Here is a 13,975-nt window from a genome sequence, read left to right as displayed (position 1 = left end):
TGCGGAGCACATTGTTATGAGTCGCAAACAACTGGCACTGTTCGAACCTTCTCTGGTCGCACACGCGCTGATGGACGCAGTCAAAAAGTTAAGCCCACATACTCAGTGGCGAAATCCGGTGATGTTTATCGTCTGGCTGGGCAGCTTGCTGACAACCCTGTTAGCCGTCGCGATGACAACCGGACACATGACAGGGAACCCTCTGTTTACCGGTGCGATAAGCCTCTGGCTGTGGGTCACCGTCCTGTTCGCCAACTTTGCCGAAGCGCTGGCGGAAGGACGCAGTAAAGCTCAGGCCAACAGCCTGAAAGGGGTTAAGAAAACGGCGTTTGCCCGTAAATTGCGTGAACCGAAATACGGCGCAGAAATGGATCATGTTCCCGCAGAGGAACTACGCAAAGGCGATATCGTGCTGGTGGAAGCAGGCGATATTATTCCCTGCGACGGCGAGGTGATTGAAGGCGGCGCATCGGTGGACGAAAGCGCCATTACCGGGGAATCTGCACCGGTTATCCGTGAGTCCGGCGGTGATTTTGCTTCCGTAACCGGCGGGACCCGCATTCTTTCCGACTGGCTGGTTATCGAATGCAGCGTGAACCCCGGTGAAACCTTCCTCGACCGGATGATCGCCATGGTTGAAGGTGCCCAACGGCGTAAGACGCCCAACGAAATCGCGCTCACGATCCTACTGATTGCCCTGACTATCGTCTTTTTACTGGCAACCGCCACCCTGTGGCCGTTTTCCGCCTGGGGCGGGAGTGCGGTCAGCATCACGGTGCTGGTTGCCCTGCTGGTGTGCTTAATCCCGACGACCATCGGCGGGTTACTCTCAGCGATTGGCGTGGCCGGTATGAGCCGAATGCTCGGCGCGAACGTGATCGCCACCAGCGGGCGCGCGGTGGAAGCGGCAGGTGACGTCGACGTGCTGTTGCTGGATAAAACCGGCACCATTACGCTAGGTAACCGTCAGGCGTCGGATTTTATTCCCGCTCACGGCGTGGACGAAAAAACGCTGGCCGATGCCGCACAGCTTTCGTCACTGGCAGATGAAACGCCGGAAGGTCGCAGTATAGTGATTCTGGCAAAACAGCGCTTTAATCTGCGCATCCGCGACGTACAATCGCTGCACGCCACGTTCGTGCCATTTACTGCGCAAAGCCGGATGAGCGGCATTAACATCGACGACCGCATGATCCGTAAAGGCTCGGTCGACGCCATTCGTCGTCACGTCGAGGCCAGCGGCGGACACTTCCCTGCAGATGTCGAACAGAAAGTGGAAAACGTTGCCCGTCTTGGCGCGACGCCGCTGGTGGTTGTCGAAGGTTCGCGCGTTCTGGGCGTAATTGCCCTGAAAGATATCGTCAAAGGCGGGATCAAAGAACGTTTTGCCCAGCTACGCAAAATGGGTATCAAAACGGTAATGATTACCGGCGATAACCGCCTGACTGCCGCCGCGATTGCCGCAGAGGCCGGGGTGGATGACTTTTTAGCAGAAGCCACACCTGAAGCTAAGCTGGCGCTAATCCGCCAGTACCAGGCGGAAGGTCGTCTGGTGGCAATGACCGGTGACGGTACAAACGACGCACCCGCGCTGGCTCAGGCAGATGTTGCCGTCGCCATGAACTCCGGGACCCAGGCGGCGAAAGAAGCGGGCAACATGGTGGATCTTGATTCTAACCCCACCAAGCTGATTGAAGTGGTCCATATTGGCAAACAGATGCTGATGACGCGCGGTTCACTGACCACCTTCAGTATTGCCAATGATGTTGCCAAATATTTTGCCATTATCCCGGCAGCGTTTGCCGCCACCTACCCGCAGCTCAACGCGCTTAACGTGATGCGTCTACATTCACCGGATTCGGCGATCCTCAGCGCGGTTATCTTCAATGCGCTGGTGATTGTTTTTCTGATCCCTCTGGCACTGAAAGGGGTGAGCTACAAACCGTTATCCGCCTCCGCCATGTTACGTCGTAATCTGTGGATTTACGGCCTGGGTGGTCTGGTCGTGCCGTTTATTGGCATTAAAGTGATTGATTTACTGCTGACCCTGCTGGGTCTGGTGTGAGGTTTCAGATGAGTGGATTACGTCCTGCATTATCGACATTATTTTTCCTGATACTTATTACCGGCGGGGTTTACCCGCTGCTGACCACCGCACTGGGGCAATGGTGGTTTCCCCATCAGGCCAACGGTTCGCTCATCCGCGAAGGTCAGACGATCCGCGGTTCTGAACGCATCGGGCAACACTTCACCGCCGCCGGATATTTTCAGGGTCGCCCGTCAGCAACGGCAGAAATGCCCTATAATCCAATGGCTTCGGGTGGCAGTAATCTGGCAGCCAGCAACCCCGAGTTGGATAAGCAATTGCAAAGCCGGATTGCCGCACTGCGTGCTGCCAACCCGCTGGCCAGCCCTACCGTTCCTGTGGAGTTAGTGACCGCATCCGCCAGCGGGCTGGATAATAACCTGACGCCAGAAGCCGTTATCTGGCAAATTCCACGTGTGGCGCATGCGCGCAACCTCAGCGTTGAGGAGGTTGGGCAGTTGGTTGCACAATACACGCAAAAACCGCTGGTCAGTTTTATCGGTCAGCCGGTGGTGAACCTGGTGGAACTTAATTTAGCGCTGGATAAGCACTGAGAAAAAGGACATGCATAGCGAACCCTTACGCCCCGATCCGGACCGTTTACTGGAACAATCTCCCGCCCCGCATCGTGGAAAACTGAAAATTTTCTTCGGAGCCTGTGCCGGTGTGGGTAAAACCTGGGCCATGCTGGCACAGGCCCAGCGGCTACGGGCGCAAGGTCTGGATGTACTGATAGGTGTGGTGGAAACCCACGGACGCAAAGAGACCGCTGCGTTGCTGGACGGTCTCGCCGTGCTGCCGTTAAAACGTCAGATTCACCGCGGGCGACGCATCAGCGAGTTCGATCTTGATGCGGCCCTCGCCCGCCGCCCGGCGCTGATATTAATGGACGAACTGGCGCACAGTAATGCGCCAGGCTCGCGCCATCCCCGCCGTTGGCAGGACATTGAAGAACTGCTGGAAGCCGGCATTGACGTCTTTACCACCGTTAACGTGCAGCATCTGGAAAGCCTGAACGACGTAGTCAGCGGCGTAACCGGTATTCAGGTGCGTGAAACCGTCCCCGATCCCTTTTTCGATGCCGCCGATGATGTGGTGTTGGTCGATCTGCCCCCTGACGACTTACGCCAGCGCCTCAACGAAGGCAAGGTCTATATCGCCGGTCAGGCAGAACGGGCGATTGAACATTTCTTTCGTAAAGGTAATCTAATCGCCCTGCGCGAACTGGCCCTGCGCCGTACCGCTGACCGGGTAGACGATCAGATGCGCGCCTGGCGCGGACGTCCGGGCGAGGAGAAAGTCTGGCACACCCGCGACGCTATCTTGCTGTGTATTGGACACAATACCGGCAGCGAAAAGCTGGTACGTGCCGCCGCACGTCTGGCGGCGCGCCTTGGCAGCGTGTGGCACGCAGTGTATGTTGAGACTCCAGCGTTGCATCAACTCCCGGAAAAACAGCGCCGCGCGATCCTAAGCGCGCTACGACTGGCACAGGAACTGGGCGCGGAAACCGCCACCCTTTCCGATCCCGCTGAAGACAAGGCGGTGGTTCGCTACGCTCGGGAACATAATCTGGGAAAAATTGTGCTGGGACGGCCAACCACACGCCGCTGGTGGCGCAGCGATTCCTTCGCCGACAAGCTGGCTCATCGTGCCCCGGATCTCGATCTGATGATTGTCGCGTTGGACGATCCCCCGCCACGCCCGACGGTCCAAACCACGGATACTCGTACCTTTAAGGATAAATGGCGGGTACAAATTCAGGGTTGTCTGGTTGCCGCCGCGCTGTGCGCCATCACCACGTTAATTGCCATGCAATGGCTGGTTGCCTTTGACGCTGCCAACCTGGTGATGCTCTATCTGCTAGGCGTGGTGGTTATCGCCCTGTTTTATGGTCGCTGGCCCTCTGTGGTGGCGACTGTGATAAACGTCGCCAGCTTCGATCTGTTCTTTATTGCGCCACGCGGAACGCTTGCTGTCTCAGACGTCCAGTATCTGCTCACTTTCGCGGTAATGTTAACGGTCGGACTGGTTATTGGGAATCTAACCGCAGGCGTGCGCTATCAGGCGCGGGTCGCGCGTTATCGGGAGCAGCGTACGCGCCATCTGTACGAGATGTCTAAAGCGCTGGCCGTGGGACGTAGCCAAAAGGATATCGCAGCCACCAGCGAACAGTTTATCGCCTCAACCTTTCAGGCTCGCAGCCAGGTGTTATTACCGGATGGGCGCGGAAAGCTGGCACCGCTGACTCAGCAGCAGGGCATGACGCCATGGGATGATGCCATTGCCCAATGGAGCTTTGATAAGGGGCAGCCGGCAGGCGCAGGCACCGATACCCTCCCCGGCGTGCCGTATCAGATCTTACCGTTAAAAAGCGCTGATAAAACGCACGGGCTGCTGGTGGTGGAGCCGGGGAACCTGCGTCAGTTGATGATCCCGGAACAGCAGCGTCTACTGGAAACCTTTACCCTGCTGGTTGCCAGTGCGCTCGAACGCCTGACACTGACCGCCAGCGAAGAACTGGCGCGATTGGCCAGCGAACGAGAGAGCATCCGCAATGCCCTGCTGGCGGCACTCTCTCATGATTTACGCACGCCACTCACGGTGCTGTTCGGTCAGGCGGAGATTTTAACACTGGACCTCGCCAGCGAAGGTTCCCCTCACGCCCGTCAGGCCAGTGAAATTCGCCAGCACGTACTTAATACCACCCGGCTGGTTAATAATTTGCTGGATATGGCGCGGATCCAGTCTGGCGGCTTTAATCTTAAGAAGGAGTGGTTAACGCTGGAAGAAGTGGTAGGTAGTGCCCTGCAAATGCTGGAGCCTGGCTTAGCCGCGCCGATTAACCTGTCGCTTCCGACGCCGTTGACACTGATCCACGTTGACGGTCCACTGTTTGAGCGGGTGCTGATTAACCTGCTGGAAAACGCTATTAAGTACGCAGGTCCGCAGGCACAAATCGGCATTGATGCACAGGTAGAAGGTGATCATCTGCTTCTGGATGTATGGGATAATGGCCCCGGCATTCCAGCAGGCCAGGAGCACGCTATCTTCGACAAATTCTCCCGGGGAAACAAAGAATCCGCTGTCCCGGGCGTTGGGTTGGGATTGGCTATTTGTCAGGCGATTGTGAACGTACACGGCGGGACGATTACCGCCCACAATCGACCGCAGGGTGGCGCATGCTTCCGTGTTACACTCCCGCAGGAAACGCCCCCTGAACTTGAAGATTTTCATGAGGATATGTGACAAACGTACTGATTGTTGAAGATGAACAGGCCATTCGCCGCTTTCTGCGCACCGCGCTGGAAGCCGATGGCCTGCGCGTTTACGAAGCAGAAACGCTGCAACGTGGCCTGCTGCAAGCGGCCACGCGAAAACCCGATCTCATCATTCTCGATCTCGGCCTGCCGGACGGTGACGGCATCGATTTTATTCGCGACCTGCGACAATGGAGCGCCATCCCGGTGATTGTGCTTTCTGCCCGCAGTGAGGAGAGCGACAAAATCGCCGCGCTGGACGCCGGTGCCGATGATTATCTCAGCAAACCGTTTGGTATTGGCGAGCTGCAGGCGCGTTTACGCGTGGCCTTACGCCGCCACGCAACCGGGCAAACGCCCGAACCGGTGGTGCAATTCTCAAATATTAAAGTGGATATTGCCGCGCGGCTGGTACACCGTGGTGAAGAAGAAATACATCTGACCCCGATTGAGTTTCGCCTGCTGGCGGTCCTGCTAAACAACGCGGGTAAAGTGCTCACCCAACGCCAGTTGTTAAACCAGGTATGGGGACCCAATGCCGTCGAACACAGCCACTACCTGCGAATCTACATGGCACACTTGCGCCAAAAGCTGGAACAAGACCCAGCCCGTCCACGTCATTTTATTACTGAAACTGGGATCGGCTATCGGTTTATGCCGTGAATAGTTATTCATTATTTTTAACTAAGTTAGAAATTAATTTTAATAATCTCCAACACTGCAATAATTAATTATTGCAGTGTCCACTCATGCGTTTAAAAATAAAAAATACAAAAAAATAACACGAATGCAAAAAAACAGCGTTTTATCGCACGATATGCATAAATAGCGATTAAATATTTTGAAAGTGATCGTTTTTTATTGATCATCTTCACAGAAAGTTGCCATTTCCTGGATAAAATACCCGCACCTTCAACTATTACAGGAAAGGTAAACAAAATGGAAAATAATAGCCGTGCAATGCCGCATATAAGGCGGACAACGCATATTATGATGTTCGCCCACCGAAACAGCTTCGACTTTCATTTCTTTAATGCCCGTTAGTCTATCGACTAAGGGCACTCCAACATACAGGTCTTCCTGACCCTCTGTATCGCAGGCTAACGCCTGTATTTCGTGGTGCTCACCCTGCAGAACCCTGCTTTACCTGTGACCGGACTGGTTAGGGTTTCTTGCATCTAAAAAAAAGCAATTTACTGATTTATTTATCAGCGGCAGCACTTTGCTTTTTTTCCGGAGCTATCAATTTCTTATTCGAGAAATTGAGGACCTGCTATTACCTGAAATAAAGAGATGAAAATGTCTGAATTAAATATTGCCGTTAGTCGTACATGCCCTGATAGTTTTTCCACTCAACGTAATATTGTGAGTATTAATGAAAGTAATTTTATTGACGTTGCAGCAGTCGTGTTATCTGTCAATGATATTGAACGTGGAAAACTCGATGAAATTGACGCCACGGGCTACGGTATTCCCGTTTTTATCGCGACTGAAAATGAAGAACGCGTTCCGGCAGAGTATCTGCCACGGATCTCGGGCGTATTCGAACATCATGAAGCCCGTACCGCCTTCTATGGTCGTCAGTTAGAAACGGCTGCCAGCCATTACGAAACACAACTCCGCCCCCCTTTCTTCCGCGCACTAGTCGACTACGTGAGCCAGGGTAACAGCGCGTTTGACTGCCCAGGACACCAGGGTGGTGAATTCTTCCGTCGTCACCCTGCCGGTAATCAGTTTGTTGAGTACTTCGGCGAAACACTTTTTCGCTCCGACTTGTGCAACGCCGATGTCGCAATGGGCGATCTACTGATCCACGAAGGTGCCCCCTGTATCGCTCAAAAGCATGCGGCAAAAGTGTTTAACGCCGACAAGACCTACTTTGTGCTAAACGGCACCTCCTCCTCCAACAAAGTCGTACTTAACGCATTGCTAACGCCCGGCGATCTGGTGTTATTTGACCGTAACAACCACAAATCTAACCACCACGGTGCATTACTTCAGGCTGGCGCAACGCCCGTTTATCTGGAAACTGCCCGTAACCCGTACGGGTTTATCGGAGGGATCGACGCCCACTGTTTTGAAGAAGATTACCTGCGTGAACTGGTGAGTGACGTTGCCCCACAACGGGCGAAAGATACCCGTCCGTTCCGCCTGGCAGTCATTCAGTTGGGTACCTACGACGGTACCATCTATAACGCACGCCAAGTGGTGGATAAAATTGGTCATCTGTGTGACTACATCTTGTTTGATTCGGCATGGGTGGGCTATGAGCAGTTTATTCCGATGATGGCTGATTGCTCTCCACTGTTGTTGGATTTGAACGAAAATTCCCCAGGTATTCTGGTCACCCAGTCCGTTCACAAACAGCAGGCCGGCTTCTCCCAGACGTCTCAAATCCACAAAAAAGACAGTCATATCAAGGGACAGTCTCGCTACGTGCCACATAAGCGTATGAATAACGCGTTCATGATGCACGCCTCCACCAGCCCATTTTATCCGCTGTTTGCAGCCCTGGATATCAACGCAAAAATGCACGAAGGCGTCAGCGGCCGCAATATGTGGATGGACTGTGTGGTTAACGGGATTGATACACGCAAACTGATTCTTGATAACTGCCAGCATATTCGCCCATTTATTCCGGAAATGGTTGATGGCAAACCATGGCAGTCTTATGCAACGTCTGAGATTTCAAACGATCTACGCTTCTTTCACTTTGTACCTGGTGAGCACTGGCATGCATTTGAAGGCTATGCTGAGCATCAGTACTTCGTTGATCCGTGCAAGCTGTTGCTCACCACACCAGGCATCAACGGGCGTAATGGCGAATACGATACCTTCGGCGTCCCTGCCACTATTCTCGCCAACTTCCTGCGTGAAAACGGCGTGGTGCCAGAGAAATGCGATCTTAACTCCATACTTTTCCTGCTGACGCCAGCCGAAGACATGGCCAAGCTACAACAGCTTGTCGCCCTACTGGTACGGTTTGAAAAACTGCTGGAATCTGATGCTCCGCTAGCCGAAGTTCTCCCGTCGATTTACAAGCAGTACGAAGTGCGTTACGCCGGTTATACCCTGCGCCAGCTATGTCAGGAAATGCACAACCTGTACTCCCGGCATAATGTTAAACAACTGCAGAAAGAGATGTTCCGTAAATCACATTTCCCACGAGTCAGTATGACTCCTCAGGATGCTAACTACGCCTACCTGCGTGGTGAAGTCGAACTGGTTCGTCTACCAGAAGCTGAAGGCCGCATTGCGGCTGAAGGTGCGCTTCCTTACCCACCAGGAGTGTTGTGTGTCGTTCCGGGGGAAGTCTGGGGCGGGGCGGTGCTGCACTACTTCAGCGCACTGGAAGAAGGAATCAATCTATTACCTGGTTTTGCGCCTGAGTTACAAGGCGTCTATATCGAAGAGCAAGATGGTCGCAAACAGGTATGGTGTTACGTCGTTAAGCAACGCGAAGCACAAAGCGCCCTGCTGAAAGGGGAACAATTATGAGCAAAGCTAAATCCAACAAAATGGGCGTTGTCCAACTCACCATTCTGACAATAGTCAACATGATGGGCTCGGGGATTATTATGCTGCCCACAAAACTGGCAGAAGTCGGAACTATTTCCATAATCTCATGGCTGGTTACCGCTGTAGGGTCGATGGCGCTGGCATGGGCGTTTGCTAAGTGCGGTATGTTCAGCCGTAAATCAGGAGGTATGGGTGGCTATGCCGAATATGCTTTCGGTAAATCCGGTAATTTTATGGCGAACTATACCTATGGCGTTTCGCTGCTGATTGCCAACGTAGCCATCGCCATTTCAGCCGTCGGTTACGGTACCGAACTGTTCGGCGCGATGCTGACGCCTCTGCAAATTGGGCTCGCGACAATTGGTGTATTGTGGATATGCACCGTAGCTAACTTTGGCGGTGCGCGTATTACCGGGCAGATCAGTAGTGTGACTGTCTGGGGGGTTATTATCCCGGTTGTCGGTCTGTGCATCATCGGCTGGTTCTGGTTTAGTCCGACCCTTTACGCCAGCTCCTGGAACCCGCATCACGTACCATTCTTTGGCGCAGTTGGCTCTTCTATTGCCATGACGCTATGGGCATTCCTCGGTCTGGAATCGGCTTGTGCCAATGCCGAAGTCGTGGAAAATCCTGAACGTAACGTACCGATCGCCGTACTGGGCGGTACGCTGGGTGCAGCGGTAATTTACATTATCTCCACTAACGTCATTGCCGGAATTGTACCGAATATGGATTTGGCTAACTCAACTGCACCGTTCGGTTTGGCCTTTGCTCAGATGTTCACTCCAGAAGTGGGGAAAGTGATCATGGCACTGATGGTAATGTCCTGCTGTGGTTCGCTACTGGGCTGGCAGTTCACCATTGCTCAGGTATTCAAATCTTCTGCAGATGAAGGTTACTTTCCAAAAGTGTTCTCCCGCGTGACCAAAGTGGATGCTCCGGTACAGGGGATGCTGGTGATCGTAATCATCCAGAGCGGACTCTCGCTGATGACCATTAGCCCGTCACTGAACAGTCAGTTCAACGTGCTGGTTAACCTGGCGGTGGTAACGAACATTATCCCGTACATTTTATCGATGGCCGCACTGGTTATTATTCAGAAAATGGCGAATGTCAGCCCGGTAAAAGCGAAGTCTGCTAATGTCGTGGCGTTCATTGGCGCCCTGTACAGCTTCTATGCACTTTACTCATCTCGTGAAGAAGCTATGTTGTATGGCTCCATTGTAACCTTCCTGGGTTGGACGTTATATGGCCTCGTATCACCACGCTTCGAATTGAAAAATAAACACAGTTAAGCGCACCACGGACCGCTGCAATCTGCGGTCCGTTTTCTCTTCATACTGACTTGTAAGTTGAAAATCATGGGCAACCCAGAACGGATAATCAGCAACCCTGATGACATCCTCACCATTATCAAAACTCACCAGATTTGTCGGATAGCACTCAATAATGAGAGCCATCCCTACATCGTGCCAGTCAATTTTGGTTACGAATATATGGGTGATCGCTGGACAATCTGGTTCCATGGCGCACGCACCGGGAAGAAGATGCGTCTGCTACGTAAGAACTCGGCAATAAGCGTTGAGCTCGATGGCGATCATAGGCTAATTGAAGCAGAAAATGCCTGCGATTACAGCTACGCTTACACCAGTATTATTGCCAGCGGAGAAGCGACGATTGTGCAGGATCGAAAAGAAATGGAGCACGGTCTGGACGTGATTATGCGCCAGGCTGCACCGGGAAGATCGTTCAGCTATCGTGACGATATGATCAAGGCGGTCTGTGTAGTGCGCATCGACTGCCAGACGCTGACCTGTCGTCGACACGCGGTAACATAATCTCAGAATTCAGGCAGGATAAGATGCTTATCCTGCCTACGGTTTACGCGTTTTTCAGCACTTCGCTGACAATCTCTACTGCTTCTTTCTCAATCTGCTGGCGATGCTCAGCGCCGAGGAAGCTTTCACAGTAAATTTTGTAGGCGTCTTCGGTGCCGGACGGACGTGCGGCAAACCAGCCGTTGTCGGTCATCACCTTCAGACCACCAATGGAGGCACCGTTACCCGGTGCGGCCGTCAGACGTGCGGTGATCGGATCACCGGCAAGCGTGCTGGCACTAACCATTTCCGGAGACAGTTTAGACAGCGCCGCTTTCTGTGCAGACGTCGCGGAAGCCTGTAAACGGTTGTAGCTTGGCGCACCAAAGCGCGCGGCCAGTTCATTATAGTGTTCCTGCGGGTTCTTACCGGTAACCGCAGTAATTTCCGCCGCCAGCAAGCACATGATGATCCCGTCTTTGTCGGTCGACCACGGCGTACCGTCGAAACGCAGGAATGACGCGCCCGCGCTCTCTTCACCACCAAAGCCAAAGCTGCCGTCAAACAGACCGTCAACAAACCATTTAAAGCCAACCGGCACTTCCACCAGCTTGCGACCCAGGTCATTCACCACGCGGTCAATCATCGCAGAGGAGACCAGCGTTTTACCGACGGCAACGTCTTTGCCCCACTGCGGACGATGCTGGAACAGGTAGTTGATCGCCACCGCCAGATAGTGGTTCGGGTTCATCAACCCAGCCGGGGTGACAATGCCGTGACGGTCGTAGTCCGGATCGTTGGCAAACGCCAGATCGAACTTATCACGCAGCGCCAACAGACCCGCCATTGCACACTCGGAGGAGCAGTCCATACGGATGGCGCCATCTTTGTCGAGATGCATGAAGCGGAAAGTCTGATCAACCTGATCGTTAACGATGGTCAGATTCAGTTTGTAGTGCTCAGCAATACGCTTCCAGTATTCGATACCGGAGCCACCCAGCGGATCGACACCTAGCGTCAGGCCCGCTTTCTGGATCGCCGCCATATCGACGATGTCTGCCAGTCCTTCTACGAACGGCTGTACCAGATCCTGTTCTTTCACGTGACCCGACGCCAGCGCCGCATCCAGTGAAATACGTTTTACACCGTTAAGGCCATCGGCCAGCAGTGCATTGGCCCTGTCTTCCACCACTTTAGTGACGTTAGTATCTGCCGGACCACCGTTTGGCGGGTTGTATTTAATCCCGCCATCTTCCGGCGGGTTATGGGACGGCGTTATTACAATACCGTCAGCCAGCGGGCCGCCTTTTTTGTTGTGGACCAGGATGGCGTTAGACACAGCTGGCGTTGGCGTATAGCCATTATTTTCCTGCACGATGACATCAACACCGTTTGCCGCCAGCACTTCCAGTACAGAGATAAATGCCGGTTCAGACAGTGCATGGGTATCCTTGCCCACGTAACAAGGGCCAGTAATTCCGTTTTTCGCACGTTCTTCAGCAATTGCCTGAGCGATAGCCAGAATATGCGGTTCGTTAAAACTGTGACGACCTGCACTGCCGCGATGCCCGGACGTACCGAACTTAACGGCGTGCTCTGCATTCCCTGCCTCTGGTTTCAGTACATAGTACTGTGCCGTCAGTTGGGCGACGTTAATCAAATCACTCTGTTGTGCAGGTTGACCTGCACGTTTGTGGATTGCCATTGCCTGGTCCTTCTAATGCAAGGATTAAATTGTTCCGCAAACCTTTTCAATCAATTCCGCAGGGAATTGCATTGACTGCATGATGTGTTCAACCATGCTGCATTTACGGCCGGTATTTGTGTTGGTGATCACCCAATACGGTGTGCCTGGCACGTGTTTCGGCTTGGTTTGATTACCATTTTTCAACAGCGTCTGTTCATCCGCTGCAAAATAGACGCGCGTACGACCGTGCAACGATTCTGTTGCCTCGGCAAATGCGTGTTGATCCAGTGAATAGAGTGTAGACAGCACCAGCATAAAGCGATTCACTGCTTTTTTCTGTTCCGCATATTCATCGGAAAGCAGCAGTTCACGCATGGCGCGTACTTTATCTTTTACAGGGTTGACCGGCTTGGCTTCCACGACAGGTTGCACAGCGCGGACGTCTTTCACTACCGGCGTGGCAGGTTGTGATGCGGCGGAAAACTTCAACATACGCCGTAAAATGTCGGATGCGCTCTCGCCGATATGCTTGGTGTGGCTGGCAATATAGCTATAGAGTTCATCATCAACTTCAATCGTTTTCATCTTAATCCAGTGCGGTGTTTAGCTGAATACAAGTTGTTGGGACTGTACACGCGTAGTGTAAAGGCAAATCCCAACAGCGGATAGCGTCAAGCCCGATGGCCGGAAAAACTCGGAGTAACCGTAGTTGTTGCAGCCGTGTGGCAGAATGGTCAACATGATACCCTAACCCGCTAGCGTGAAAAAAAGAACTTTGCCATGAAATTGAATATCCGAGCGCAATCTGCACAAAACCTGCACAATAATTCTCCCATCGTCCTGGTGCACGGCCTGTTTGGCAGCCTGGACAATCTGGGCATACTGGCCCGCTCTCTGGTTGTCGATCACAATATCATCCAGGTGGATATGCGAAATCATGGCCTCTCGCCCCGTTCTCCGGAGATGAACTACCCGGCGATGGCGCAAGATCTGCTGGATACGCTGGATGCCCAACACATAGAGAAAGCCACCTTTATTGGTCATTCAATGGGGGGCAAGGCCGTCATGGCGCTAACCGCTCTGGCACCAGAACGCATTGATCGGCTGGTGGCTATCGATATCGCCCCGGTGGACTATCATGTCCGCCGTCACGATGAGATATTTGCGGCGATCAATGCAGTGACGGATGCGCAAGCCGCTTCACGCCAGCAGGCGGCAGGCGTGATGCGCCAATTCCTTAATGAAGAAGGCGTGATCCAGTTTCTGCTGAAATCCTTCGTGGACGGTGAGTGGCGCTTTAACGTCCCAGTGTTGTGGGAGCAGTACCCGCATATTGTCGGCTGGGAAACCATCCCGGCATGGAACCACCCAACGCTGTTCATCCCTGGGGGCAACTCACCGTACGTGAGCGAAGCATATCGCGATCAACTACTGGCGCAATTCCCACAGGCGCGGGCACACGTCATTGCCGGCGCGGGCCATTGGGTGCATGCAGAAAAACCGGAAGCGGTGCTGCGCGCCATCCGTCGTTATCTGGCAGAACAGGCTAACTGATTAAAAACTCAGCGTCCGCGCGCGATTACGTGCATGGGCGTTGGCGCGCCTC

At 53.4% G+C, this 13,975-nt stretch carries 11 protein-coding genes; 9 read left to right on the top strand and 2 right to left on the bottom strand.

Features of this window, described 5'->3' with window-relative positions:
• Positions 1 to 16 precede the first annotated feature (16 nt).
• From kdpB to IMQ48_RS08575, 8 genes are all read left to right on the top strand, one after another.
• Positions 17 to 2,065 (top strand): potassium-transporting ATPase subunit KdpB, encoded by a 2,049-nt coding sequence (gene kdpB, locus IMQ48_RS08610; protein WP_196208692.1) that lies wholly within the window; start codon positions 17 to 19, stop codon positions 2,063 to 2,065.
• Positions 2,066 to 2,073: 8 nt separating this feature from the next.
• Entirely contained in the window at positions 2,074 to 2,640 is a 567-nt protein-coding gene (kdpC, locus tag IMQ48_RS08605; RefSeq protein WP_196208691.1) for a potassium-transporting ATPase subunit KdpC, read from the top strand.
• A gap of 10 nt (positions 2,641 to 2,650) precedes the next feature.
• Entirely contained in the window at positions 2,651 to 5,335 is a 2,685-nt protein-coding gene (gene kdpD, locus IMQ48_RS08600; protein ID WP_196208690.1) for a two-component system sensor histidine kinase KdpD, read from the top strand.
• A complete protein-coding gene (gene kdpE, locus IMQ48_RS08595) occupies positions 5,332 to 6,009 on the top strand; it encodes a two-component system response regulator KdpE (protein ID WP_196208689.1) in 678 nt (225 codons plus the stop codon). The genes kdpD and kdpE overlap by 4 nt, the downstream gene beginning before the upstream one ends.
• Before the next feature lie 276 nt (positions 6,010 to 6,285).
• Complete coding sequence (gene speFL / locus IMQ48_RS08590) at positions 6,286 to 6,390, top strand: leader peptide SpeFL (RefSeq protein ID WP_196208688.1); 105 nt, start codon at positions 6,286 to 6,288, stop codon at positions 6,388 to 6,390.
• 255 nt (positions 6,391 to 6,645) lie between these two features.
• Complete coding sequence (gene speF / locus IMQ48_RS08585; protein WP_196208687.1) at positions 6,646 to 8,844, top strand: ornithine decarboxylase SpeF; 2,199 nt, start codon at positions 6,646 to 6,648, stop codon at positions 8,842 to 8,844.
• A complete protein-coding gene (gene potE / locus IMQ48_RS08580; protein WP_196208686.1) occupies positions 8,841 to 10,160 on the top strand; it encodes a putrescine-ornithine antiporter in 1,320 nt (439 codons plus the stop codon). The genes speF and potE overlap by 4 nt, the downstream gene beginning before the upstream one ends.
• Before the next feature lie 66 nt (positions 10,161 to 10,226).
• Positions 10,227 to 10,703, top strand: coding sequence for a pyridoxamine 5'-phosphate oxidase family protein (locus tag IMQ48_RS08575; RefSeq protein WP_196208685.1), 477 nt, complete (start codon positions 10,227 to 10,229; stop codon positions 10,701 to 10,703).
• Positions 10,704 to 10,746: 43 nt separating this feature from the next.
• Here the strand turns inward: IMQ48_RS08575 and pgm are convergent, their stop codons facing one another.
• Together pgm and seqA are read right to left on the bottom strand one after the other, a co-directional pair.
• Positions 10,747 to 12,387 carry a phosphoglucomutase (alpha-D-glucose-1,6-bisphosphate-dependent) gene (pgm, locus tag IMQ48_RS08570; protein WP_196208684.1) on the bottom strand — a complete coding sequence of 547 codons (1,641 nt, stop codon included), beginning with the start codon at positions 12,385 to 12,387 and terminating at the stop codon, positions 10,747 to 10,749.
• Between the two features lie 24 nt (positions 12,388 to 12,411).
• Positions 12,412 to 12,954 carry a replication initiation negative regulator SeqA gene (gene seqA / locus IMQ48_RS08565; RefSeq protein WP_096757864.1) on the bottom strand — a complete coding sequence of 181 codons (543 nt, stop codon included), beginning with the start codon at positions 12,952 to 12,954 and terminating at the stop codon, positions 12,412 to 12,414.
• A 195-nt stretch (positions 12,955 to 13,149) separates the two neighbouring features.
• On the opposite strand from seqA, the gene ybfF reads away from it, so the two are divergent.
• The gene (gene ybfF, locus IMQ48_RS08560) at positions 13,150 to 13,923 is read left to right on the top strand and encodes an esterase (RefSeq protein WP_196208683.1); all 774 of its coding nucleotides are present in this window, start codon (positions 13,150 to 13,152) and stop codon (positions 13,921 to 13,923) included.
• The last annotated feature ends 52 nt before the right edge of the window (positions 13,924 to 13,975 follow it).

The sequence above is a fragment of the Citrobacter sp. Res13-Sevr-PEB04-36 genome (genome assembly GCF_015672735.1).
Lineage (GTDB): Bacteria > Pseudomonadota > Gammaproteobacteria > Enterobacterales > Enterobacteriaceae > Citrobacter.
Note: the sequence above shows the minus strand (reverse complement) of the source record. Positions and strands in the feature narration are given on the sequence as shown.

Bases quoted from the DNA above. Each gene is read 5' to 3' on its own strand.
- kdpB (WP_196208692.1), top strand. From the start codon at position 17: ATGAGTCGCAAACAACTGGCACTGTTCGAACCTTCTCTGGTCGCACAC.
- kdpC (WP_196208691.1), top strand. From the start codon at position 2,074: ATGAGTGGATTACGTCCTGCATTATCGACATTATTTTTCCTGATACTT.
- kdpD (WP_196208690.1), top strand. From the start codon at position 2,651: ATGCATAGCGAACCCTTACGCCCCGATCCGGACCGTTTACTGGAACAA.
- speFL (WP_196208688.1), top strand. From the start codon at position 6,286: ATGGAAAATAATAGCCGTGCAATGCCGCATATAAGGCGGACAACGCAT.
- speF (WP_196208687.1), top strand. From the start codon at position 6,646: ATGTCTGAATTAAATATTGCCGTTAGTCGTACATGCCCTGATAGTTTT.
- potE (WP_196208686.1), top strand. From the start codon at position 8,841: ATGAGCAAAGCTAAATCCAACAAAATGGGCGTTGTCCAACTCACCATT.
- IMQ48_RS08575 (WP_196208685.1), top strand. From the start codon at position 10,227: ATGGGCAACCCAGAACGGATAATCAGCAACCCTGATGACATCCTCACC.
- pgm (WP_196208684.1), bottom strand. From the start codon at position 12,387: ATGGCAATCCACAAACGTGCAGGTCAACCTGCACAACAGAGTGATTTG.
- seqA (WP_096757864.1), bottom strand. From the start codon at position 12,954: ATGAAAACGATTGAAGTTGATGATGAACTCTATAGCTATATTGCCAGC.
- ybfF (WP_196208683.1), top strand. From the start codon at position 13,150: ATGAAATTGAATATCCGAGCGCAATCTGCACAAAACCTGCACAATAAT.